This window comes from Rivularia sp. PCC 7116, from assembly GCF_000316665.1.
Classification (GTDB): domain Bacteria; phylum Cyanobacteriota; class Cyanobacteriia; order Cyanobacteriales; family Nostocaceae; genus Rivularia.
Map to the genome: position 1 here is coordinate 4,474,992 of NC_019678.1, position 25,866 is coordinate 4,500,857.

The window sequence follows — 25,866 nt, forward strand, 5'->3', positions numbered from 1 at the left end:
TTATTTACTGATGACAGTACAGTGATAAGCCTTTTCCCAGGGGAAATACGGGGAAAAGATTCTGTAAAGGAAATGTATATTTCGCTTCATATATCTTTCTTCATCTTCCTTGTCCTGTCATCAGTCTTTGCAACAGCGAATTTTTGATTTCTTGAGAATTATTTCCGGTTTTGACTTTTTCGACTAAGTTTTCTACAGGATTATTTTTAGCACTGGAGAGAGAATTTTTCATCACCTGTTCCCCGTTCCCCGTTCCCTTCTTAATTCTATTCAACAAGTTTTGTCGAGCTTCTATTTTTTTTCGGGGTACTCTCTTCTGCAAACCGAAACCGCTAAACAGCTGATTCAGCTTCATTGTCACACCCAGATATGGTCCGCTAGCGGAACGACTACCGTCAAAATCGCGGTCGTCTATTTCCCCAAAAGCATAACCCCCAGCTATTCTTAAGTTTGGTGTGAGATAATAGCCAGCTTCCACAACAAAACCTGTTTCGGTATAGTCGGATTGAGTAATTACTCTTGCTTCTCCAACTAAATCCCAACTGTAACCCAAACGGTAAGTAGCGCGTAACTGTCCCAGATTTATGGTACTGCTAGATGAAAAATCGTTAGCTAAATAAGTAGTACTGTTGCGTAAAGCATATTTACCATAGAATTCCCATTGCCAATTTGGAGCGTAAATAGTTTCTATGGCAAAAGTATGGTCTTCTGCACCAGTACCGGTTCCAAATAAGATGGTATCGGGAATTGTTGAAGGATTCTTACGATATTCGTAACGCATTAAAGCGTTGAATTTATCGTTTTTAGGATTGCGGTATGCTAAACCCACTCTTAAATTAGCGGTATCTCCAAGTGCAGCCAAACTTTGATTGCTCGAACCACTTTGTTGATAGCGTGCTAATGCAGTAAGAGATGATGAAATCTTACCAGTAGCACCTGCGGAAATTACTGTGTTATTACCGCTAGTTGAATTTCTCCGCTCAAATAAAGCGCTAGCCTTAAAGTTGGGATTGTCAGTATATTCTAGACCAATGCTGTAGCTATCTCCAGAATTGAAACCTAGAGCAGCAGCGCTTTGACCTACAGCAAAGGGTTGTCTAAATTGTTGCCCGGTGGCATTATTACCAAAAAAGTCACCAAAAACGCGCTCGTAAGCTAGATTTAAACGCAATCCAGGAGCAATGGTTAAACCTTGCTTTAAGCCTAAAGCACCTTGAGTAGTAGGTCCGTTACTTCCACCCAATACAGAGAAGCGTCCGGTAACTGTGGTATCGGTACCAAACTTATGTTCTCCGTTGACATTCAAACTGGTAATAGAATTACCGTCAAATTGTCCTTGAGTGAAAAACTGTTGCGTTAGCGAAAGGTTAATACCCTTGATAGCTTCCCAGTTAATCCCAAAGACAGTTCTATCTGGATAAACTGCGTCTGTATTGTCGGATAATGTAGTTTCGTTTTGGGCTACAAAGGAAAGTTTTTTGGCAATAGGAACATTAAGACGAGAACGTAATTGACTCGAATCTGTATTGAAAGTTTCGGGTGATATTCTATCTTCTCGTTGTCGATTAATCCAATCTACAGACAAATTCGCTTTACCAATCTTTTGTACTACACCAGCAGAAATTGTGGTCAAGGAATTATCAACTGGATTTCCTGGAGTTGCGGTTAAACGTGGTGAAAACAACTCTTCAAAGGTGTCTAACGGTTGAGGAGCTACACCAAAATTGTCTTCATGGTCGTATTGGAAGCGTAAATTAGTTGTTTTAGTAACTCTTCCGTTAGCTTGAATACCGTAACGAGTTTGTCCGGGGACAAAACTAATAGTAGCGTTATTGGCAAATCCAGTATCAGCGAAACGGTAATAAGCACGAGTTCGTAAACCTTTGATAAGTTCAGCTTCAGCTTCCGCTCTCACAGCATCACCTTCCACCATTCCCATCTCGCTAGAATCGTTGCGAGAACGAGCGTATTCTGCGACAAATCTACCTAGCTTACCAAAAGAAATTTGAGCATCCGCACCATACAACTCAAAATCACGCGCTCCTTGGTTTTCCTGAAGATAAGTTGCTGCTAACCAACTATCTTTATTTTCACCGCGAGATAGATTATATTGCAAACGTCCTGCATAAATATCGGTATCGTCTCCTGCTTCTTCCCCTTCATACTGATAGGTGACAACAATACGTCTTACCAAGACATCACCAAATTCATTCACATCAGTACGTAAAACGGGTTCCCGGAAGAAAACTGTTCCTCTATCGTAATCAATTTCGTAATCCGCACCTCTGTTCAAGCGTTCCCGTTGTAATACAGTACCGGGACGATTGAGTTCTTCTAATTCAATGAAAACAACTTCACTACCAGGTACGGTTAATCTCCGGGAGAGGAAATAAAGACCGCTAGTTCCATCGGGAGCTATAGTATCTCGTTGAAAACCTTCTACATTATTTCCGTAGAAAGCCGTAGCTTGCAATTTACCTATGTTGTAATTCGCTTTAAAACCATGTAGCTGACGAGTTACAGAAGTAAACTGTTGTGAAGAGCGAGAGAATTCTTCAGTATTATAATCACCCCACATCGCATAATCTGGATTAGCACCAGGAACGCGAGAAGAGCGTTCAAATCTTAAATATACGCTGTCAGTAGACGGAGTAGTTTGATTTACTGTAGAACTATCACCGTAAACCGGATAATTATTTTCGCTAAATTGATAACTACCAAATAAACGATTATCGCAATTACAATCTTCATTCAGAGAACGACTGCTATCGTAAGCACCAGTCACCAACCATTCCCCAATAGCACCAGTTGCAAAAATAGCAGAACGGAATTTAACTTCGGTATCGTTATCTTCGTCTTCTGGAAGAAAATCTTTAAATCTACTGTAAAAATCCGTACCTCTAGCACCCAAGCGGAAATCGATAACACCACTCATCAAGCTTGGACGTAAAGCAGTTTGGAATTGTAATTGAGTATAGGCTTCTAATTTACCAGCTTTCGCCTTAATTCGTACAGTCTTAGCTTCCAAATCGGATTTTAGAGTTACCGTAAATTGTCCGTCTTTAGCTTGTACCTGAAATCCTGTTTGTCCGGGTTTGTAATCTGGCTCGAGGAATTTTCCTGCCGTAGATGCTAAAGTAACCACAGCATCACGCTTAGAAATATTACCGTTTTCGTCAATTAACGTACCTTTGAGGGTCGCAGTAGATTTTCCATCCGCAGGAATACGAGATTCTACGGTATCGATTTTCATCTCCTGCGCTCCACCCCTCACCATTATTGTGACGGTAACGGGGGGTTCCTTTGAACCAAGAACCTGAGCAGAAATAACGTTTTCCCCATTTTGTAGAGAAACACCATACCATGTCTGCGTAACCATATCGGTTTCGGAGTCAGTTTCGGTTCGTCCAATTAAGGAACGGTCGGATAATTCACCGTTAACCCGCAATTCTACCTCATTACCCACGGGGAATTGTACGATAATTGGAGTAGCAGCTACATCTACAACAGCTTGAGGAGTCGGTGAGAGGATGACTACTGTTGAAGAATTGTTCGTATTCTTGGGAAATTGGGAGATATATTGAGTGGAATTTGGTGTTAAGTTAGCGTTTAAATTATCGGGATTAGGTAAAGCAAAAGGAGATTTTGAATAAGCAGCTAAAAAGCTATTACTATTTAATCCTTGACTGCGATTATTCCCAGAATTAAATGAGCTATACCCCGTAGCTAATCTCATCTCAGATGAATTTTGCTCGGAATTGTCTGTCAAATATGAAGGTCGAACTGCAACAAATGATGTAAATTTATAGCTTGTATCGTTGGGGTTTTCAGTGTTCCAATTCTTAGCAATTAAAGTTGGTGTAATTTCAGCTTGACGATTATTAGCAAGTGATTCAAATACATTAATTGCTAGTAGTTGAGAACCAAACTGAGAAACTATTTGCGTTACATCGTCTCTTGTTGCTGATGTATTCTGAGTTTGGAATTGTTGTAGTTTCTGCTGGTTTAGGAAAGGTTCTAAAGCAAGGAAATAATCACCATTAGAACTAATCGGAAATTCCTGTGGTTTTTGCTCGTTAATAAATGGCTCTAAAGCAAGAAGATAATTACCATTAGAACTAATCGGAAATTTCTGTGGTTTCTGCTCGTTAAGAAAAGGTTCTAAAGCAAAAAGATAATTACCATTAGAACTAATCGGAAATTCCTGTGGTTTCTGCTCGTTAATAAAAGGTTCTAAAGCAAGAAGATAATTACCATTAGAACTAATCGGAAATTCCTGCGGTTTTTGCTCGTTAATAAAAGGTTCTAAAGCGATTAAATATTTCTTATTTGAATTATTTGAACTATTTAAACCTGTTTCTTGTAAGGAATTATCTAATTGCTTATTTATTTCTATTGGCAATATATTATTTTGTATAGATGCAGAATATACGGCATCCTCAAGCTTTAATGTCCCAGGTTGAAGATTAGATGCAACCGCTGATAAATTTGTATTCTTATTCTCTTCTTTCGAGAGAGTAGTTTCAGATTGAGAATTTTCTAAAGCAAATAACTGTTGTTGAGAATTTGATATTTCCCTGCGCGGTGCTTTGAGCTTTTGAACTAAAGATAATTTTTCATCATATTTTGTTGTAGACTTTAAAGCAATAAGCGTGCTTTCTGCTGTATTATTCCGTTCATCTACTAACTTCTGCAAACTAGCTGGTAGATTGTTATTAACATTTTCAGGTGTTTTTAAAGCAGTTAATATGTATTCTGCTGCATAATTATGCTCATCTACTAATTGTTGTAAACTTGCAGGCAAATTTGTATTGGAATCTTCAGCTTTACTTAAAGCTATTATGTTAGGTTTTTTGGTTTTGTTTTTGGTTTGATTTTTATTCTTGCTATTTATCTCCAGAGCTTCAACAAGTTGCTTTGAACGATTATATTTTTTAGCAGCTTTACTTGCTTTATTCTGCTTGTTTTGCTCGGATTCTGATTTATAAGTAGATTCAGCACCGGCTACGAATGGGTATAGCACCACACTCGCAGCACTTGCCATTGCTCCTATTAATTTAAAATTTAAAATATTTGCATGGCTTAATTGTCGTTTCATTTCTTTGTGTCCTCCCCAAAGTTCGGAGTGACTCCGAAGTTCATTCTCACCATTCCACCAGGTTCTAAATTTACTAGTCGTGATTGGCTGTTGCGTTCTTTAAATTTGACATTGGGAGCCAAAGTATAATCGGGTATACTCTCTAAATCCAAAACACCTGTATGTTTACCAGGTAATGCATTTTTGACCGAATATAAACCGTCTGCATCAGTAGTTATGCGGTTGCCATTTTCTAAGAAAATTACAGCATTTGGAACTCCAGGTTCGCCTGCTTGTTGTTCTCCGTCAAAGTTTTTATCTACAAACACGCGACCGATGATAGTACCGCAATCAGAAGTAATACCAGGTCTAATTTCTAATCTGTGAGTTGCAGGTCCATCTTTAACCGCAAAGTTATTATCAACTCTTTCCGCATTCACAGTCGCAGTGTTACGACCGGAACCTCTTACCGCATCAGGAGTTAAGGTTGCAGCATAAGCAATATTGAGAACCCCACCCACCGGGATAGTTGTATCAGTTCGGAAAGTAACAGTAGAACCATTCGTTTCAGTAGTTAGCGCAACTTCTTCATCCCCAATTTGACCGCGAACTGATTCCGGTATAAATTTAAATCCGAGAGGGAATTGGTCGGTAACGACTATATCATTTAAACCAACATCACCCGTATTTCTTAACGACAGACGATAAACCGTAGTATCACCAGGTTCGGCAGTTGCTCTATCCCCAGTTTTAGTGATACGAATTTGGTCGGGAGAGCATAAATCTAAATTAAATTGTAGTGCTAAAGCTAAACCAATTCTTTCTGCATCATCAATAACTACAGCTTGTTGGGAAATCTGAGTATCAGAGATTTGCACCGAATTTTCACCCGTAGCAGTGATTGGCTGACCATCTAAAGCAGTAGCAATATAGGTAAGGATATCCCCATCCAAGCTTTGAATTTCTAATCGGATTCGTCGCTCGGTGAAAGCAGAATTCTCAGGAGGATTAATAACTAAAATATAAGCACGACCTACATCAGTTTGATTCTTGCTTTGGTCGAATAAGAAATTGTAAACTCCTCGTTTAGTTTCACCATTAGCAGTGGTCACAGGTTCATTGGTAACAGCATAATTATTAGCATTAGTTATATTTGGTTGTATACCTTGAGGAGTAGTAGTATTGGGGTCATCATCAGTCGGGGTTAGGTCAACCACCGTTCCCGGTTCCGTTCCTGTTGGGTCGTTGGGGTCGGGGTTAAATAAAGTAACGGTAAAACCCGTGTAATCTTCTAATTCTTCTCCATTACAACCTAGAATTTGTCCGAAGGGGTCAATTAAGTCCGAAAGTGCTTGAGATGATTGAGGAACCGGAGTAATTTTTACTTGATTGGTAACTCCCCCTCTAAAAGTTTGATTATTTTTTTTATTGTTGTAATTAAATGTAGCTTGGTTGCTAATTGTTGGACGGGTAACCTCTTGAGCAAAGGTAGATATAGAGCTTTGAATAATACTTCCCGCTAAAACAGTAGCCGCTATCCGTTTAAACCAGCTACTACCATAAATTTGGTATCGCTTATTTTTGCGGCGCACAAATTTCTCCTAATATAAATATTTAGATATTTTGAGTTTTTTATCTCTCAATCGTCATCGTCAAATTCTTAATAAAGAAACGTAGCAATCCTATGATTTATTAATGCATTGCTACGTCTCTACAATCTAAAATCCTAAATTGTTTTATCGTACTCTTACCTGATATGTGCCGTTCACACTACCTTTTCCAGGGAGAGATTTACCAAAATTCCAACGCACATGGGTATAAGCAGTGTCGGGAGCGGGTCGAGTTTCTACCGTACCGTCAGCTAATTTAACTTCAATGGTGGGATTTTTGACATAGGTTTTACCACCGTTAATGCTGTAGGTAATTTGTGCCCCATCTTTTTCATTGACGGTTGCAGAATTAAGTACATAAGCCATTCCTCTTGGAATTGGTTGATTAATGGTGAGATTATTCACGGCTTTTTCACCATTATTTGCACCAGATACGGAATAGCGGAGTACTTCTCCTTGCCCGACTTGAGCACCATTTGATAGCTCCTGCCAAGTTACTTTTCTATTACCTTGTGCATCTTTGGTAATAATTTTCTTCTCAGCTTTCAAACGCAACTGTACTTGTCCTTTCTTGGCATTTTGAGCAACAGCAGCCCCACCTTGAAATATGTTTGCAACTACAGGAATTTGACTGGTGAAGGTCATACCTGCAATTAATGCAACTGCGCTTAAACTTGCAATAGAAAAACGTTTCATATCAATTACCTCAAAAAGTATTGCTGAAAGTTACTGTTGAGAATTTAATTTTGATAAACCCGGCTGTTTCAAGAAACCGGGTTTTAAACTCGTTCGGTTTCCCGTAAGTTGAAGTAAAGACGCTGCATGATTCACGTCTTTATGGATAAGTTTATCTACTAATTAGTTAGTTGGATTACCAGTTCCACCAGTTCCACCGGTACCACCTGTTGGATTATCACCAGTTTGTCCGGTTGCGTTAATCTTACGTTGGAAGGTAAAGGTTCTAGCTTCTTTAGGCTCAACATCATCGCTAACAACTACCACGTATGTGGTAACATCAGCAGCCTGTGTTGTACCGGACTGGTCGCCGTTAGGAGTAAACTCAACGTTTGCACCACCGGAATCGCTTGCAGAACCAACAACGTTACTGGTGTCAATTTCACCATTATTATCGTTATCTACCGCCCAGTTGTTACCGAGAGTAGTATCAGTACCATCCTCAGTAATTCTGATATCGCTAGCATTCAAGATAATGTTGCCAGTACCAGATTGAGGCTCGGAAATATTCTCGTAAGTGATGCGATATTCCAAGACGTTTCCAGGTGCGGGTGTCTTAGGATCTGTACTAAATGTTCCATCATTATTTAGTACGTCTGGACCATCATCCTTAAGTACGCGGGTTTCTTTGACCATTTGTAAGTAACCAACATACACGCGGTCAATGGTGACGTTTTGAGCTTGTGTTTGAGTATTGGAGTCAGTAAACACAGTACCGTCTTCTGCGAGTGGCTGGTCAGTAGCATCAACAATGAAAGATTTCATCGGTACGGGATAGCCGCGCTCCACATCAGTATCGGTAGAAAGTTTAGTATCTGGGGGTAGATTTACTTCCACACCATAGTTATCGGTAGCATTTGCCGCAACTTGAGGAATCTTAACTTGCGTTCCTGAACTGAGGGTGAAACCACCAGCATTAGCGTTAGCGGTTGGGTCGTATGTATAAGTTGCTAGCTGGCTCTGGTAAGTAACGGTAACAGTTGTACCATTAGGTAAGTCAGTTGCAGTTGCAGGTGGAATAGGTTCTACAACAATATCAGCAGCAGCTTGTCCGGTATTCTGAACTGTATTGGTGAAGCTCACACCATCTGGGTCAACTCCAGTACCAGGTACAGTTCCCGCAGGTACTAAGGAAGACTGGTTAGTGAAGTCCTTATTATTGTCGTTTTCTGCAACAGCATCCGGATTATCTTTAGGACCATTTAACAGAGAAAAATCTCCTTGCTCGCTAATTGTAAAGACGTTTGGTTCGCCTTTTTCACCAGTACCACTGTTGTTATTTTGGGTGTCAATATCACCAGGATTGTTGGGGTCAACAGAACCATCTTCAACCACGGTATTTGGGAAGAATCCTCCACCATCGGGAGCATCGGGAATACGGTCGGGAGTACCATTTGGACCACCTGTAGTATCTGTATCAGTTAGAGGAGTTCCATCATCATTGTAGTTACTGGGGTTGTTGTCACCAGATTCGTCATACACTGGGATATTATTGGGGCTTTTACCAAATAACTGAGCAACGTTAGCAACTGTTACAGAGGTGTCAGTTGTAGTGTTCAACTGAACAGTAACTTTAAATCCACCTACTGTTTGTCCGGGAGCAATACTACCAGTACGGACAAAACCAATTCTGGTAACGTTAGCTGGAATAGTGTTGGGATCTGCTAAAATCTGCCAGGTCGCTTCATAAGCTCTTGTAGCTAAACCATTGGTGGTAGTAACCGCTTGCCAACCCGGAGGAACTACAACACTACTGAGGCTAGTACCTTGTGGAATCGCATCAGAAACTAAGATTTGGTCGCTAGTTGTACCACCAATATCAATGGGAGTACCTTCTAAAGGTGAAGGGCTAATTCCGTTACCAGTTGGGTCGGTATTTTCAACTTCTAAACTTAAATCATAGGTAACTGTATCTTCAGAAGGTCCATCTGCTCCAGCAACGGTATGGTCGCTACGAACTTTCAAGACTTTAGCCAAAGTGTAGGTCTTGAGGTCAGAATCTACAACTGCTTCTAAGGTTGCACTAGCTTCACGAACGCCGTTTGAAGGAGTACCAGCTACTTCACCAGGTGCGCCGTTATCATCATTATCTACAGTAAATACGTCACCACCATCACTGCTTCTAGGAATGTTTTGCTCATCACCAGGAGTTTCACCCAACTTAACAGCGATTGTTTCTCCACTTTGGGCACCGGGCTGAACTTCCACAGCAACCCTTACTAAAACTGATTCATCAGGGTCTATTGAATTGGTAGTAGTACCACCGGTAGCTACAGTTTCCCAAGTAGTACCGCCGTCGTAACTAATTTCAACCGGACCGTCTGGATCGCCAGGATTGTCTGGAGCATTTACGGTGGTGAGAGTTGCAGGACCTGTTACAGTAGGTTGGTCGGGAATCCTAAACTTTGTTGGGTCGTTACCTACGTTCGTGACGGTATAGTTGTAGTAGACTTTGTCGCCAATGTTGATTTTACTATCTCCGTTTTGGTCTCCAGAGTCAGTAAACTCAGTATTCGCAGGAGTAACAGTGATACCAGCGACTTCAGCAATAGTTACTCGAACGGTGTTAGAAGTAGTATTAATTGTTTCCCCTGGATTATTGGGGTCTTCGTAAGTCGCTGTAGCAGTGTTATCGATAGTTTGACCGCCTGCTCCACCTTCAGCTAGTACGGGAGCAACCAATTGAAATATACCATTAGCAACCAATGCAGTTGCAACCAAGGAACGATATATCTGTCCCTTTTTGACAAAGTTCTTTTTGTGTGACATTTTAGATTTAATAGCAAATTATGACTTCTCTGCCTACGTCCTTTTACGTAGGCTTTTTTTGCAATTCTTTACAGAATTGCTTACAACCTTCTCAATTTAAAAATTCAGCTCAAATCATAAATCTACTAATTATTTTTGATATTTCGTTGTTTCTATGGTGGTTGATAAAATATTCCCTGATGTCTGGATGCTGATTTTTTCGCTTTATAAATTGAGTTTTTTAGGTGTTAATGCCCTTCCGAAATATCAAAAGTATTTTTAGTAACAGATAAATCTTAATTTCAAATGCTTACTATATCTTCAGTATATCTATTGAAATCCTACTACATTAAGGAAATTTTCCGGATTGTTTATGGTGTTTTCAAAAGAACATCTATATCTGGAAGTTTTTACGCAGATTTGTCACATTTTTGCCACAATTTTTGTCACAGCTTTGTTGGTGAGCATGTGTTAAACAAATCAGATCGTCAATAATACTAACTATCCGAATTATTGATATGGATAGATAGTTTAGCTCGATAACGCACAAATATACATTGCTAGATTCGGTTAATTGAGTTAATTGGTATTGCTTACTCCTGCCTTATTAGAAGATTATCTATATTTAGAAAAGAAGAAAGGAAGTAATTGCAGCAGTGAAGTTGTGACTCCACATTATTCGAGGCAGGGCGCAGTGCCCCTATCTCTAAACAGGGTTCACGTTGAATACAAAATCTAGGTAAACACAATTAATCCTTTAATTGAGTGGCAGCAGAAAATTGGCGTTGCTGATTAAAAGTATGATTTGCCCCCAGCCCCAATTTTGGGGGAGAAAGATAATTTCAAGTCCCCCAGTTTTGGGGGATTTAGGGGGCATATTAGATATAGAAAAAATAAATTCATATCTCAATTCAGCAACACCAGAAAATTTATATCATGTCTCATGTCTGCTTACTATTCATATTTAATAGACATCTGCAAGAAAACATTTACGGCGTTGCTGATTAGAAGTATGATTTGCCCCCAGTTTTGGGGGGATCTAGGGGGCATATATATTAGACATAAAAAGTAAATTCATACCCCAATTCAGCAACGCCACATCTACTTCGTTGCATACCTAACCCCCCAACTCCCTTACCTTCATCTGTCAATTTCGGTTTGGTGAAGTACCAGGGCAAGTTGATTTTTTTAAGACGTTGTTACATCGCGACTTAACTTTTAATCCCGACAAAAATTATCGGGATTGTTTGACTCGGTATTTGAGCCGTGTTACTATCAGCCGACAGTTGACAGTTAATCGTTTAGGCGTTCAGACCGGGAGAAATACCAAATGCAAGCAGCAACCAACATCCAAAACCAAACTCTTACTCATGCCTTTCATGCTTTGAAATGTAAGGAATGTGGTGCAGAGTACGAACTTGAAGCGAAAAATGTATGTGAGTTCTGCTTTGGTCCTTTGGAGGTAAGCTACGATTACAGCAAATTGCGTCAAACCGTAACTCGCCAAACTATTGAAGCGGGTCCTAATTCTATATGGCGCTATCGTCAATTTTTGCCTGTAACTAGCGAAAACCCCATTGATGTTGGTACTGGCATGACTCCTTTGGTACGCTCGCACCGTTTAGCGCGTCGTTTGGGTTTAAAGAAACTATATATAAAGAACGATGCGGTTAATATGCCCACCCTCAGCTTCAAAGATAGGGTGGTTTCCGTTGCCATGACTCGCGCTAAGGAATTGGGTTTCACCACCGTATCCTGCGCCAGCACCGGAAACTTGGCAAACTCGACTGCTGCGATCGCGGCTCATGCAGGTTTGGATTGCTGCGTGTTCATACCCGCCGATTTAGAAGCCGGTAAAATTTTAGGAAGTCTTATTTATAGCCCTACTTTAATGGCTGTTAAAGGCAACTACGACCAAGTGAACCGTTTATGTTCGGAAGTTGCCAACACCCACGGATGGGGATTTGTAAATATTAATTTACGTCCCTATTATTCCGAAGGTTCCAAAACATTAGGTTTTGAAGTTGCAGAACAGTTAGGTTGGGAATTACCAGATCATATTGTGGCTCCTTTGGCAAGCGGTTCGTTGTTTGGCAAAATTTATAAAGGATTCAACGAATTTAAAGAAGTTGGTTTAGTAAAAGATAAAAAGGTTCGATTCAGCGGCGCACAAGCCGAAGGATGTTCCCCCATAGCTAAAGCATTTAAAGAAGGACGCGATTTTATTCAGCCAGAAAAGCCCAATACCATCGCAAAATCCATTGCCATTGGAAACCCAGCAGATGGAATTTATGCAGTAGAAATTGCGAACAAAACCAACGGTAATATAGAATCAGTCAACGATACAGAAATTATCGAAGGCATGAAGCTGCTTGCAGAAACCGAAGGTATATTTACAGAAACTGCTGGTGGTACAACAATCGCAGTATTAAAGAAACTGGTGGAAGCAGGAAAAATTGACCCAGAAGAAACCACAGTTGTTTACATTACCGGCAACGGCTTAAAAACCCAAGAAGCTATACAGGGTGCTATCGGCGAACCTTTGACAATTGACGCAAAACTCGATAGTTTTGAATCAGCCCTAGAACGTTCTCGCACCCTAGAACGCTTAGAGTGGCAGCAAGTATTAGTTTAAAAAAGAGTTAGTGGTGAGACAGCGCGGTCTTGGGGGTGGGGGTCTCCCCCATGAGCGACTGCGAACCCGAAGGGTTAGTTTTTAGTGGTTATGAATCAAAAACTTCTACCCACTCTACCCCCTCTTCCCCCTCTTCCCCCTCACATTTTCCATTTCTATTTCCAATTTTCAAAGATATGTCTGTAAAAGTTCTCGTTCCCACAGCACTTCAAAAATTTACTAATAATCAAGCAACTTTAGAGTGTAACGGTAGCACTATTACCGAACTCTTCGATTCTTTAGAAAAAGCTTGTCCTGGTATCAAAGCGCGTTTGTGCGATGAATCCGGAAAACCACGTCGTTTTTTAAATTTATATGTAAATAGCGAAGATATCCGCTTTTTAGATGGTGCAGCGACACCTTTAAAAGATGGCGACGAAGTTAGTATTGTTCCTGCTGTTGCTGGCGGTTAACAGCGAGCAGTTAACAGTGAGCAGTTAACAGTAACCAATTATTAATCATTGATAGTTTTTGATACATTTTTTACGGGGTAGGCGTAAGCGTCTACTCTTTTTTTTGAATGGTAAATATAGCAAAATTACGTTGTTATATCATGTCCGGCAAATCACACGTAATATGTCATTGCGAGTGGAACAAAGTGAAACGAAGCATTCAGCGGAGCTGCGGCTCATCGCAACATCTTGGGATTGCTTCGCTCGCAATGACGTTTAATTTAACTCCTAACTAACACATTTTCAAACCCTTATACAGTAAAGCTTTTAGCCAAAGTAAAAAAAGGGTTAGTTTCATTAGTTGTGAAGGATTTTAACACCTTTGACCTTCGACCTTTAACCTTTAATCTTCATCGGAGGCTCACATCTTGCACCATTGTCGTTAAGCCTTAATACCCGCCTCGGAATCAATTCCAAGGCTAATATACAAAGTACGTTAAAACGCACTGAAACCCTTACCTAGTCTGGTTTATCAGACTTCGTGTATAAGAAAGGAGAATTTATTCTAAGGCGGTTGGTGAGAATGATGCAAGATATCAGATTTAACGGACATGATATTAAATATGTTTTTTTATTCCAATTTTATTGCCTCTGATTAAATATGTTCGATGAAATAGAGCGATCGCTAAATTTCTATAAGCTCAAATAGGACAAATAAAAAGTAAATATCGAGGTTTAATAGATTCTTGGAATTAGTAAATCATTAAGCACCAATAGAATCAGGAATTGCCGCAAGCGTCACACAACTCTGGTGGTGCGTGAATTGGAATTAGTAAATCATTCAGCCCCGATAGAATATTTAATCTTCTTTTTACTGTTGTGAGGAGTTCAAATGAAACAAAATCTACTAATTTCTGCTAGTGGGGTAAGTTTGCTGTGCTTACTCGCCGGTTTGTCGCCGTTAAAAGCATTAGCTGTGGAAAAAATCGGCAACAGGCAAGCAATAAATAGCAGTGAAAACTTACTAGCTAATAAAGTCTTATCCCAGGAAAGTTTTTCATCCACGAACGCAATTATTAGCGAAAAAGTAAATAATCAATTTCGGTTTGATGTTGGCAGCCACTCCTTGGGGGAGTATGGCATTTTGACAACAAACGAAACAGCAGCCTCGGAGAAAAAAGAAAATGCGATTAGGGAAGCTAGACGCTTAAGGCGTATCCCTCAACTAAATAAACAACTAAATAAAAACGCAACTCTAATTGCCCAGGTTGCCCAAACACAACAAAAAACAAGTGCGGGGCAAGTTACATCGGTTTCCCAACTATCCGACGTACAGCCGACAGATTGGGCTTTTCAAGCATTGCAATCCCTCGTAGAACGGTATGGTTGTATTGCCGGATATCCCAATGGCACCTATGGGGGCAATCGGGCAATGACTAGGTATGAATTTGCGGCTGGTTTAAATGCTTGTTTAGAGCGCGTTAATGAGTTGATTGCCACAGCCACAACAAGTATTGTTGCCAAACAAGATTTAACAACTTTACAGCGTTTGCAATCAGAGTTTAGTGCCGAATTAGCAACTTTGCGGGGAAGGGTAGATACCCTGGAAGCTCGCACTGCCCAAATAGAAGCTTCACAATTTTCCACTACCACCAAACTCCAAGGAGAAGCAATTTTTGCTGCTATCGGTGCAACTGGTGGCGCTCCCGATAGTGATAACCCCAACATCATCCTGACGAATCGAGTACGGTTGAACTTGAATACCAGTTTTACTGGTAAAGACTTGTTAATTACTGGTTTGCAAGCCCATAATTTCGGCGGTGATGCTGATGGTAGTGGTAGTCTGCAACAAGGATTGGGATTGACAGCACCGGGAGTAAACCTGGCTGCAAGTAGTGCCCGCACGGGTATTGAACCTCAATTTCCCGGATTTACTCCCAAAGATTTATCTTCTAAAGATGCTAATAGTGTGGAACTGTACAAACTTTTGTACATTTTCCCTGTAGCTAACAAATTAACTTTATTTGCTGGTACTGCTGCGGAAGTCTCCGATGCTTTCCCTACAATTACTCCTTTTGCAGGAGAAGGGCAAGAGGCAATTTCTCGCTTTGCTGGATTAAATCCCGTACTACGGGTTTCCGGCGGTACTTCCGGCTCTGGCTTAGCATCGGCAGCAGGTTTTATCTTTACTCCATCAAAAAGCTTCGATATTCGCGCTCTCTACGCTAGCGTCAATGCTAATATTCCCAGCAGTGAAGAGGATATTCTTCCCGGAGTTTCTGGTACACCTTTAGGTTCGGGTTTGTTTGGTGGTAGTACCGTAGCCGCAGCCCAACTCACATTTAAACCCAGCAACTCATTGGATATTGGTTTGAACTATGCCAACAGCTACCACGAAATCAATATTTTGGGTACGGGATTGGTGAGTACCGATACTAATGCTTTAGGCTTAGCAGATGGAAATTTAGGGATTCCAGTAAAACTCAATTCTGTGGGTGGTACGGTAAATTGGCGCTTTTCGCCAAATATTGCTCTATCAGGTTACGGAGCAGCAATTTTCGTCGATGATTCCTCCTCTCAGGTGGATGCTTCCACTACCTTCACCAGTTGGATGGTGGGCTTACACTTCCAAGATCTGATTAAAAAAGGCAATACCGCCGGGATACTTTTCGGTCAACCTTTATACCGTACAGAAGCGGATGGTGATGCTAATTTAGCTACTGATGGTGTCGAACGCCAGACTCCCTACCATTTGGAAGCTTATTACAAATTTAAAGTCAACGACAATCTCAGTATTACACCTGGCGCATTTGTGTTATTTAATCCAGAGGGAGATGACCGCAATGACACGACGACAGTAGGTTTATTGCGTACAACTTTTACTTTTTAGTTGTTAGTTGTTATTTGGGAGGCGCGGAGGCTCGGAGTTTATAAAAATTTTCCTATGCCCGATGCCCCATGCCCATTCCCTATTTCTGATTAAGTCTTTGTTGCCAAAATTCGTTATTCTCAACTGTCATAACAATTCTTTTATAGTTTTCATTTTGCAACTCTATAGTTAAATAATTGTTTTTCCGATAATTTACTAACCAGAATTCTTTTCCTCTTTGACTGTAATAAGTTCCGGCTCTAACTAATCCTGGAAGGGCAGTACCGGGCGAACGTAATTCTTTCCAAGTTGTTTGAGGTGCAGTTGTTGTAACTTGTTCAATATGAGATAAAGGAATTTCCCATATTTTTTTAAACCGTACAGCTAAGAACTGTTCTTTTAACGTAAATTCGATTTGTAAACTTTGTTCTACTATATTTAAATTCATATTTTTATATCAGCCAATAGTAACCAATAACCAGTTAGGAGTTAGAAATTGAGTAGCGAGTAGAAAGTCGCAAGTCGCAAGTAAAACGTTTTTGATGCTTCTTGTCACACTTATTGGTAAATAAACTCGCTACTCGCTATTTGTTACTTTTAGAATCTTCCCCCTTTACCCTATCTACAATTCCCAATTACCAATTCCCAATTACCAATTCCCGATTCTCAATTCCGCATCATATGTAAAATGAAGATGATTCAAAGCAGAAGGATTAACCCGAGCAATGGCAGAAGAAACCAATAAAAACGAAGCAGCATCGGAAGATAAGCCCAAAGCTGCTGCTAAACCCCCAGCAAAAGCAGCAGGTGATAAGAAGCCCGCAGCCAAGAAAAAAGAAAAACCCCCAGCAGTTGAAGATAAACCGTTTGAGGAGTTTATGCGACAGCATTATGTACCTGCCCTTACAAAGGCGATCGCTGATGAAGGGGTGGAAGATTTGCATTTGGATTTCACTAAGCAGAAACTTCCGATTCCTGGATATGAAACAGCCGGGGAGTGCTGGCAAGTTTTAGGTAGCTTCGGCAATGGTACGCGCCAATTTAACGTATATTTCCCAGATGAAGATATTAAAGGGAAAAAAGCGTTTTCTTGTAATGAAGGCAAAAGCCCCAGCACTCTAGAATCATTTTTAATTGACGAACGTAGAATTACTCTAGATTTAATGGTATTTGGAGTAATAATGCGTTTGAACGGTCAAAAGTGGTTGGGAAGAAACTAAGTAAGTTCGTGAAAAATATAGGTAACGGCTCCATTTTCGGGGTTGTTACCTATACCAACATAACCAGACTTGTGCATCTCTTGTAAAGTAGCTTCTACTTGTGAAAATTTTGCGCCCGTATCAAGAACTCCTTGAGTAACGCTAAGTTTACCACCACGATTTTCGGCAGCTTTGAGCAACTCTACCATCAAGGTTTCTTGAGGCGATTGATAAATTTCCGATGCTATCGCTTGAGGATTTTGTGCAACACCGAAAGGTGATAAACCAGCTTTCAGTCTTAATTTTATTTCCCTTTCTTCTACCATATTAGGAATGAGAAATAAATCCACAAATTGCCCTAAACCAAATAAGCCGAGGGTAAACATCCATAGTAAACCCGTAGCTACCTTACCGTTATACAAACGATGCAATCCGCCAGTAAATCCTAAAAAACCCAAAACGTTGAGCATATAGGATATTTTCATACGCTCTTTTTCTTTGTCGTAATGCTTGTCTTTTGCTTCAACCTTCATATGATTTCAACTCCACCGAACACTTAAGGCAACTGAAATTTTTGTGAATTAATAATTGTCTATACTAACAATTAAATTTTAATGTAATCTTTTTATATCTTGCTAGGTTTTTATTTAATTAATAATGCGGTTATAATGAAATATTTATCTATGATGACATTCACTAAATAAAAGTCATCTCAAGGTCGCAAATATCTTTATTGTTGATTTCTGATTTACTATCGTAACGATTGCTGCGTGAATAAATGTGTATTATTGAGTTCCTCATAGATAAATCGCCCTCGTAAATAAAACTAAGTTTTGAATTATCTACCTCTAGGTTTTACACTCACGAACATCACAAATCCGGCTGATTCTGGATTTTAAGTTAAGAGTTAGGAGTTATAAGTTAGAAGCTTAAATATCATATCTCCTTGTCTCCCCTCTCTTCCCACTCTCCCCACTCTCCCTATTGTTGCAACTCTTAACGTTTTACTTAGTAATTACTACCAAACTCCTTGGTAAACTGATATTTATACTCAAATGCAATATTTTTGTATCTCAATTTTAAACGTGGCAATGTGTCCCGTTTAGACATCAAAACAGTGTCTACGTAGTTCTAATTAGAGGACTTGCAGCCGTAGGGCATACGGTCAAGATGCTTAGTGAGGGTAAATTCGTTTTCTACCCGGTGAACTAGGAATCCCTTTTTTTAAACATGGGGAATGTCAAAAACCCGACATTTATAAGAATCAGGACATGGTAGATTCCCTACAAAAACCAGGCTTTGAAGAAATACGTCCGGGTGTTAAAGCCCCAGCGAAGGAAACTCTGCTGACACCCCGGTTTTACACCACTGACTTTGATGAGATGGCTAAAATGGACATCTCCGTTAATGAAGACGAGTTAGAAGCCATCATCGAAGAGTTTCGTGCTGACTACAACCGCCATCATTTTGTTCGGGATGAAGAGTTTGAGCAATCCTGGGAACATATTGATGGGGAAACTCGCCAATTATTTGTTGAGTTTTTAGAACGTTCCTGTACGGCTGAATTCTCTGGCTTTTTACTGTATAAAGAATTAGGTCGTCGTCTCAAAGGTAAAAACCCAGTTCTAGCTGAAGGCTTTAACTTGATGTCGCGAGATGAAGCGCGTCATGCTGGTTTCCTAAACAAAGCAATGTCAGATTTTAATCTGTCGCTAGACTTAGGATTTTTAACCAAGAGCCGTAGCTACACTTTCTTTAAGCCGAAATTTATCTTTTACGCTACATATCTTTCCGAAAAGATTGGTTATTGGCGCTATATCACTATTTACCGTCATTTAGAAAAGCATCCCGAAGATAGAATTTATCCAATTTTCCGATTCTTTGAAAACTGGTGTCAGGATGAAAATCGTCACGGTGACTTCTTTGATGCCGTGATGAGAGCGCAACCTCAAACCTTAAACGATTGGAAAGCGCGTTTATGGTGTCGCTTCTTCTTGCTGTCAGTATTTGCAACAATGTATTTAAACGACATCCAGCGTCACGGTTTCTATGGTGCAATTGGTTTAGATGCAAGGGAATACGATAAAGAAGTAATTGAAAAAACCAACGATACTGCCGGAAGAGTATTTCCAGTCATGTTGGATGTTAAAAATCCAGAATTTTACGAGCGCTTGGAAATTTGCGTTAACAATAACGAAAAGCTTAGAGAAATCGTAAATTCCACAAAACCAAAATTTGTACAAATCTTCCAAAAGCTGCCTTACTATATTTCCAACGGTTGGCAAGCTGTTAAGTTGTACTTCATCAAACCGATTGATGCTGCTGCAATGGAAGGTAGCGTTAAATAAATTTTAGCGTTAGTTGGTTTTGGTAAATATTTATAAATCTCAATTGTAAGATGGGCTATTAACGCTCATCTTATTTTTTACGGTTCGTAATTTGGTTTAGATTGTATTAGTAAATAAGTAGGTGAACAAAAATATTTACCGTCATTATTCGCTGTGCGTTCACCTTTATGTGTTCCCGAAGGGTAGTAATCCTAACCCTTACGATAATCCTTTCTCTGAGACGCACCTAGCGATGAACGCGCTCATGCTTCGTTTCACTCGCAATGACAATGTGTAATTAATTTTGTTTAATTACTTAAATAAAATTAATTACCAGCGAATCAATAACAAATGGTGAGTTAGATCAATTTTGAAGTTACTGTTAAAAACTATATATAGTCGTAGGTCTAACACAACGACACGGCAATAATGGGGAAAACCTACACCCCATGTTGCCTTAATATAGCGGGAGGAATATCCGCACTGGTTTTTGCCTCCCCTAAAAGAATTTATATTTAATTAAGAAGTTATTTAACCGATAGCTGATAACTGTTCACTGTTCACTGTTCACTGTTCACTGGTCACTGGTCACTGATAAGCTTAATCTGAAGAGTTTTCTATAATTAAAATTTTTACGGTGTATATTATGCTGTTACGTTCGCTGATGACTATCTTTATTTCCTGCGTTATTGGAATATTTTCTTGGGTTTATGCTCCTGCCGCTTTAGCAACAACGCCGATTCCTTTATCAAATATTTCTTATCAAGAGTGTCCGCCGGAGTTAGCCGAAGGTAATGTTACTAGCGGCGGTGCTAGCAGGGCTGCAAATTGTTTTATAGTTACCGGTGTTGCCAAAAACATGACTAGCAAAACGGTATATGATGCGGATATTTTTGGACGTATTTACGATGCTAATAATAATTCTGTGATGCAAAATCGGACTCGACTCGGTTCTATCAGCGAAGTGCCACCGGGAGAAACTAATTTTGAAATGAGAATTACCGTTCCAGCAAATCAGCCTACACCTTTAAAATTGAAACAATTCAAAGCATCGGGATTTACTTCTAAAGTTCGTTACTAAAGATTGAACAAGAATCAATTGTGAAGTTGAAAAATAATACCGATTGTTTACTAGTTGAATAATTCATCAGTTATCGTGGTTAACAAATATTTGCATTTTAGATAACTGATGATTCACTAGACTAAATAAAAGAAATTCAGATTTCAAATTTCATACTTCATGCTTCCGGTTCTCAATATTTAGAAGCTTGAAGCCATAGGGCCAGCCAAATTTGCCAACAGTCCGCTGATTATGTTGAGCGCCAGAAAAGCCAGAATTGGAGATAAATCAATTCCTCCCAAGGGGGGAATTATGTTACGGAAAAGATTAAGATAAGGGTCAGTTACCTGGCTTAGCGCTGCAAATGGTTGATTGTACCAGTCAATCTGTGGGAACCAAGTTAGCAAAACCCGACCAATTAGCAAGAAGCTGTAAATCTGGGTAAATGTGAGTAGTGTCTGAATCAGCAAATTCATAGATATTTGGTGTTTTTTGAGTTTTGGTGAAAAGCCGTCTTATTATCGATTTTAATTTAGCTGGTAGCAAGATGCCGAGACAATAGTTTCGGTATTCATCTTTTTTTAGTTTTGTGCATTACTTTGTGCATTAAGTAACATTGAGTTTTTTGAGCGGCTATAAAACAATTTATCGCTTTACTTCCGCTCAAATTATCAATGTTTCATTAAGATTGTAATTCCTCGTTACGGGAGGAAAATTCGTTGATTCCGCTAGAATTTTGGTTTACATTACCCAATTGATCGCGTACTTCATCTATTGTGGCGTTTAACTGGGCAATTTTGTCTTCTAACGAACGTCGGGCTATTTCCATTTCTACTCCCGAAGATGCCGAGCCTTGCATCTGCCGTCGTTTAGATTTGTTCGAGTTTGAATTACCCTTACCCGATGCTTGCTGTTCTCTTTCATCTTCAGTCAATTCTTCGGCATCACGTCTCTGAGCTACAAGCGTGCCTATAACACCACCAACAACGCTGCCGAAAATCGCTCCAGCAAAAAAACCGCTTGCAAAACCATCCCGTTGACTCATATGTTTACTACCTTTACTTCTCGCTACTTCCTACTTTAATCATCACAGCGAATCTCCGCTTCCTAACTGCCTCTTTTTCTATTACCTTTACTTAAGTACCAAAAATGCGATCGCCTGCATCTCCCAATCCCGGCACTATAAATCCTTGCTCGTTAAGTTTTTCGTCAATCGTTGCAGCGTAGATATTTAAACTCGGATAAGCTGCACTCAATTGTTGCAGGGCAGGAGGTGATGCTACTACACAGACAATGCGCGTTAAAGCGGGATCGACACCTCGCTGAGTTAATTCTGACATAGCAGCCATTATAGAACCTCCTGTAGCCAGCATGGGATCGGTTATTAACACTCTGGTTTGGGGATTAATTTTTTCTGGTAGCTTATTGAGATAGCATTCTGGCTGCAAAGTTTCTTCGTTTCTAACTAAACCTAAATGATAAATAGATGCTAAAGGAAGCAAAGTTTGCGCTCCTTCCAACAATCCTAAACCAGCTCGCAAAATTGGCACCACTGCGACAGGAACTTCAGGATTAATTAATGTTGCAGGACATACTTCTAATGGTGTTTGAACAGTTGTTTCCAGAGTTGGCAACCATTCTCTAGCAGCTTCATAAGTTAACCAACGCCCCAATTCTGTCATTGCCGAACGGAACAATACAGAAGGTGTACCAGCATCGCGAGCAACCGCTAGCCAGTGCTTGATTAAGGGATGAGGTGGAACATAAACGCGTAGTTGTAGCGTCATAATATGTATACTATCGCTTCAATATATAAGGTATAACAACTGAAATATCATAATACTCTTTCAACCTGGTGACTAACGACTAAGTTGACATCCTCGTCAGCCATCTAAAATGCTGCAAAACATCGTTAAAAAATTATTGACAATATTTTTTATTAGTAGTTGACATTTATTCTCAATCAACGCTATATTAATTTTCAGTGTTCTCCTCTCTTTAAGGAACGGCAGGCGGGATTGGTCAGCAGTTGCGGACTTGTCCCTCTTTTTTTGTTTTGGGAATAGGGAATTGGGTATGGGGCATTGGTAAAGAATAGTTAGCAGTTAAGAGTTAGGAATTATAGTTTTTTAACCTTTGACCTTTGACCTTTGACCTCTAACCTTTAACCTAGATATAAAAATCTAGAATTTATTACAAATTATGCATGACGTGATTGTAATTGGGTCTGGTATTGGTGGTTTAGTAACTGCGACTCAATTGGTTGCTAAGGGTGCGAAGGTACTAGTTTTAGAAGGATATACTATTCCGGGCGGTAGCTCTGGTTATTTTGAAAGGCAGGGCTATCGCTTTGATGTTGGGGCTTCGATGATTTTTGGGTTTGGGGATAAAGGAACGACTAATTTACTCACTCGTGCCCTACAAGCTGTAGATGTTAGCTTGGAAACTATTCCCGACAACGTACAAATTCACTATCATTTACCTAATTCGTTGGATTTAAAAGTCGAACGAAATTATGAAGATTTTTTACAAAATTTAATTACATCTTTTCCTCACGAAAGTAAAGGAATTCGCCGCTTTTATGATGAGTGTTGGCAGGTTTTTAACTGCTTAAATCAAATGGAATTACTGTCTTTAGAAGAACCCCGTTATTTAATGCGGGCGTTTTTTGGGCATCCATTGGCTTGCTTGGGTTTGGCGAAATACCTACCGCAAAATGTAGGAGATATTGCGCGAAGATATATTAAAGACCCAGAATTACTAAAGTTTATTGATATAGAGTGTTATTGCTGGTCGGTAGTACCTGCCGATATGACACCAATGATTAATGCTGGTATGGTGTTTTCTGACAGGCATTATGGTGGAGTTAATTATCCTAAAGGTGGAGTAGGACAAATTGCTCAAAAGCTGGTAGAAGGTTTAATTAAAAAAGGCGGAGAAATTAGATATCAAGCCAGAGTTACGCAAATAATTAAAGAAAAAGGTAAAGCTGTAGGCGTAAAACTAGCGAATAATCAACATTACAGGGCTAAACGTATCGTTTCTAATGCAACTCGCTGGAATACATTCGAGAAACTACTTCGGGCAGTAGAAATACCAGCTAATGAGAAAAAATGGCAGCTGCGATACAAAAAGTCGCCCAGTTTTTTCAGCTTGCATATGGGAGTAAAAGCAGAATTATTATCTCCGGAAACCGAGTGTCATCATATTTTAGTTTCGGAGTGGGAAAAGATGATGGATTCAGAAGGTACGATTTTTGTTTCGATTCCGACGCTACTCGATCCAGAATTAGCTCCCCAGGGATATCATATCATTCATGCGTTCGTTACAAACTGGATTGATGAATGGGAAGGATTATCTCAGAAAGAATATGAAGCTAAGAAAGAAGCTACAGCTAATCGTATTTTAGATAAATTAGAAAAAATATTTCCGGGAATAAATGCCAACTTAGATTATTTAGAAGCGGGAACTCCAAAAACTCATCGTAGATTTTTAGGAAGAGTTGATGGTACATATGGCCCAATTCCCAGAAAGAAGTTGTGGGGATTGTTGGGAATGCCATTTAATCGCACGGCAATTGAAGGATTATATGTTGTGGGTGATAGTACTTTTCCGGGACAAGGTTTGAATGCGGTAGCCTTTTCCGGGTTTGCTTGCGCTCATCGGGTGGGGGTGGATTTGGGGTTGTAGAAAAATTATGGTGTTCACAGCACCTACAAATGCCGTTTCATAGCAAAAGTTTTTTAAATACAGTTGAGTAAAATTTTAAGTTGAATGATATGAATTTTGCTATTTTACCTGCCACTCATGTTTAACCACCCAAAAACTTGATTCGGAGTGAGTATTAATTCAATTTCTGGTAGTACAGGTAAAACATCCTTTCCCTGAAATAGTACGGGTTGTTTTCCCGGTTCAAATACTAAAATACTTGAATCATCAGCATCAAGAAACCACCCCAAACGAGTACCATATTTCAAGCAATGAAGAATATTACCAATTACTTTATTTGGCTTTTGCTCCGGTGAAAGAATCTCGATTGTCCAATCTGGTGAACTTTCAAAGTTATCGGGAACATCACCATCAACGGTAAAAGCAATATTATCCCATTTAAATACCGCTATATCCGGTATTATAGAACGTCCTCCAAAAGTACAGCGCAACTCTGGGAATGCATAAGCAATTTTCTTATCTTCAACTTCTTGGTTAATTGCAGTGCAGAGCTTTCCTTGTAAACGGCTGTGTCTTCCTTTTGGCATTGGTTTTTGAATAATTTGCCCGTTGATGTATTCGCTTCCTGGTTTAGTCTCTGGGAGTTTGAGAAATTCTTTTAGGGTTAACGGTTGGGTGGTTGTGACAGTCATAGCTCTTACTGAAGAGGGGGTGTTGATAGTTTAGCTTTTTTGATGTATGGAGATGTTGGGAATTTTATATATTATTTATATCGATGCGGATGTTGGATTATAAAATAATTTATATAAATTGGTGATTTTATATTGGCTTTCATTTAGCTATACTCTACATACAAACTGTTTTTTAAAATTATAATTTTTAATAATTGAATAATTAAAGTAACGTATGATCTATGTTTATAAATCCAATACATCATTGGCAAATAATGCTAATGATACTTACTGCACAATCTTTAGCTGTTTTGATTTTTGGGTGGATTACAAGAATAATTATTAGACTTAAATATAATACTCCTACATCTGATTGTCAGTTATTTGATTGCGGTAATTATAATTTACGCCCTGATTTTAATAACTCTAAGTTTCCTAAAAATTCTTTGGTGCTTGTTAGATTCAATACCGATAGAACAATTAAAAGCGAACATTTCTATACTAATACAGGAGACTGGATTTATGTTGAGTATGAAAACGGAAAACGGATTCAATATGCAAGTAATCCTTTCTCTCAGTTAGTTATGGCTTCATTCTGTGTACCTGGGTTTTTGATAATAACAGCTTTAAATATACTTAATACAATTGATTGGTTTTTCTACATAGATTCAGCTTCTTTACCTAAGTTTTTAAATTCTGATGTAGCTAGACTCTCTTTAGCTATTCCTTGGTGGTGTATGATAATCCAATTATTCTTTAGTCCCTTATTAAACTATCAAAAGTTTGATGATGTTTGAAAAGTAATAGTAATCTAATAACCCAGGTATCTAACAAT

At 39.4% G+C, this 25,866-nt stretch carries 18 protein-coding genes; 8 read left to right on the forward strand and 10 right to left on the reverse strand.

All coding sequences use genetic code 11. From position 1 onward, the window contains the following. Positions 1–100 precede the first annotated feature (100 nt). From RIV7116_RS17375 to RIV7116_RS17390, 4 genes are all read right to left on the reverse strand, one after another. A complete protein-coding gene (locus RIV7116_RS17375) occupies positions 101–5,098 on the reverse strand; it encodes an Ig-like domain-containing protein (RefSeq protein ID WP_015119611.1) in 4,998 nt (1,665 codons plus the stop codon). Next, a complete protein-coding gene (locus RIV7116_RS17380; protein WP_015119612.1) occupies positions 5,095–6,669 on the reverse strand; it encodes a DUF11 domain-containing protein in 1,575 nt (524 codons plus the stop codon). Before RIV7116_RS17380 ends, RIV7116_RS17375 begins: the two co-directional genes overlap by 4 nt. A gap of 144 nt (positions 6,670–6,813) precedes the next feature. After that, positions 6,814–7,383 (reverse strand): hypothetical protein, encoded by a 570-nt coding sequence (locus tag RIV7116_RS17385; protein WP_015119613.1) that lies wholly within the window; start codon positions 7,381–7,383, stop codon positions 6,814–6,816. 162 nt (positions 7,384–7,545) lie between these two features. Next, complete coding sequence (locus RIV7116_RS17390) at positions 7,546–10,191, reverse strand: hypothetical protein (protein WP_015119614.1); 2,646 nt, start codon at positions 10,189–10,191, stop codon at positions 7,546–7,548. Between the two features lie 1,309 nt (positions 10,192–11,500). Between RIV7116_RS17390 and thrC the strand changes: the two genes are divergently transcribed. The 3 genes from thrC (at position 11,501) to RIV7116_RS17405 (ending at position 16,126) form a co-directional block, all read left to right on the forward strand. Next, on the forward strand, positions 11,501–12,805 hold the full coding sequence (gene thrC / locus RIV7116_RS17395; protein WP_015119615.1) for a threonine synthase: 1,305 nt from the start codon (positions 11,501–11,503) through the stop codon (positions 12,803–12,805). A gap of 176 nt (positions 12,806–12,981) precedes the next feature. Then, complete coding sequence (locus RIV7116_RS17400; protein WP_044291982.1) at positions 12,982–13,257, forward strand: MoaD/ThiS family protein; 276 nt, start codon at positions 12,982–12,984, stop codon at positions 13,255–13,257. 871 nt (positions 13,258–14,128) lie between these two features. Next, positions 14,129–16,126 carry an iron uptake porin gene (locus RIV7116_RS17405; RefSeq protein ID WP_015119617.1) on the forward strand — a complete coding sequence of 666 codons (1,998 nt, stop codon included), beginning with the start codon at positions 14,129–14,131 and terminating at the stop codon, positions 16,124–16,126. Between the two features lie 79 nt (positions 16,127–16,205). On the opposite strand, the gene RIV7116_RS17410 is transcribed toward RIV7116_RS17405, so the two are convergent. Next, positions 16,206–16,553, reverse strand: coding sequence for a hypothetical protein (locus tag RIV7116_RS17410; RefSeq protein ID WP_015119618.1), 348 nt, complete (start codon positions 16,551–16,553; stop codon positions 16,206–16,208). 277 nt (positions 16,554–16,830) lie between these two features. Between RIV7116_RS17410 and RIV7116_RS17415 the strand changes: the two genes are divergently transcribed. After that, complete coding sequence (locus tag RIV7116_RS17415) at positions 16,831–17,325, forward strand: DUF2996 domain-containing protein (protein WP_015119619.1); 495 nt, start codon at positions 16,831–16,833, stop codon at positions 17,323–17,325. Here RIV7116_RS17415 and RIV7116_RS17420 read toward each other — a convergent pair. Then, positions 17,322–17,837 carry an NINE protein gene (locus RIV7116_RS17420; protein WP_015119620.1) on the reverse strand — a complete coding sequence of 172 codons (516 nt, stop codon included), beginning with the start codon at positions 17,835–17,837 and terminating at the stop codon, positions 17,322–17,324. The two genes, RIV7116_RS17415 and RIV7116_RS17420, sit on opposite strands and share 4 nt — an antisense overlap. A 738-nt stretch (positions 17,838–18,575) precedes the next feature. Here RIV7116_RS17420 and acsF point away from each other — a divergent pair. Beyond that, on the forward strand, positions 18,576–19,652 hold the full coding sequence (acsF, locus tag RIV7116_RS17425) for a magnesium-protoporphyrin IX monomethyl ester (oxidative) cyclase (RefSeq protein ID WP_015119621.1): 1,077 nt from the start codon (positions 18,576–18,578) through the stop codon (positions 19,650–19,652). A gap of 625 nt (positions 19,653–20,277) precedes the next feature. Next, positions 20,278–20,712, forward strand: a complete 435-nt coding sequence (locus RIV7116_RS17430) for a hypothetical protein (RefSeq protein ID WP_015119622.1) — start codon at positions 20,278–20,280, stop codon at positions 20,710–20,712. A gap of 179 nt (positions 20,713–20,891) precedes the next feature. Here RIV7116_RS17430 and RIV7116_RS17435 read toward each other — a convergent pair whose 3' ends face one another. The 3 genes from RIV7116_RS17435 to upp all read right to left on the reverse strand — a co-directional run bounded on the left by RIV7116_RS17435 (position 20,892) and on the right by upp (position 22,478). Beyond that, positions 20,892–21,167: a YggT family protein gene (locus RIV7116_RS17435; protein WP_015119623.1), complete on the reverse strand. Its 276-nt coding sequence runs from the start codon at positions 21,165–21,167 to the stop codon at positions 20,892–20,894. 206 nt (positions 21,168–21,373) lie between these two features. Next, positions 21,374–21,736, reverse strand: coding sequence for a hypothetical protein (locus tag RIV7116_RS17440; protein WP_015119624.1), 363 nt, complete (start codon positions 21,734–21,736; stop codon positions 21,374–21,376). A gap of 91 nt (positions 21,737–21,827) precedes the next feature. After that, the gene (gene upp / locus RIV7116_RS17445; RefSeq protein WP_015119625.1) at positions 21,828–22,478 is read right to left on the reverse strand and encodes a uracil phosphoribosyltransferase; all 651 of its coding nucleotides are present in this window, start codon (positions 22,476–22,478) and stop codon (positions 21,828–21,830) included. 415 nt (positions 22,479–22,893) lie between these two features. Here upp and crtH point away from each other — a divergent pair, with 415 nt between their 5' ends. Further along, on the forward strand, positions 22,894–24,381 hold the full coding sequence (crtH, locus tag RIV7116_RS17450; RefSeq protein WP_015119626.1) for a carotenoid isomerase: 1,488 nt from the start codon (positions 22,894–22,896) through the stop codon (positions 24,379–24,381). Positions 24,382–24,485: 104 nt separating this feature from the next. Here the strand turns inward: crtH and RIV7116_RS17455 are convergent, their stop codons facing one another. Then, on the reverse strand, positions 24,486–25,052 hold the full coding sequence (locus tag RIV7116_RS17455) for a Uma2 family endonuclease (protein WP_015119627.1): 567 nt from the start codon (positions 25,050–25,052) through the stop codon (positions 24,486–24,488). Positions 25,053–25,312: 260 nt separating this feature from the next. On the opposite strand from RIV7116_RS17455, the gene RIV7116_RS17460 reads away from it, so the two are divergent. Beyond that, positions 25,313–25,828 carry a hypothetical protein gene (locus tag RIV7116_RS17460; RefSeq protein WP_044291014.1) on the forward strand — a complete coding sequence of 172 codons (516 nt, stop codon included), beginning with the start codon at positions 25,313–25,315 and terminating at the stop codon, positions 25,826–25,828. Positions 25,829–25,866 lie beyond the last annotated feature (38 nt).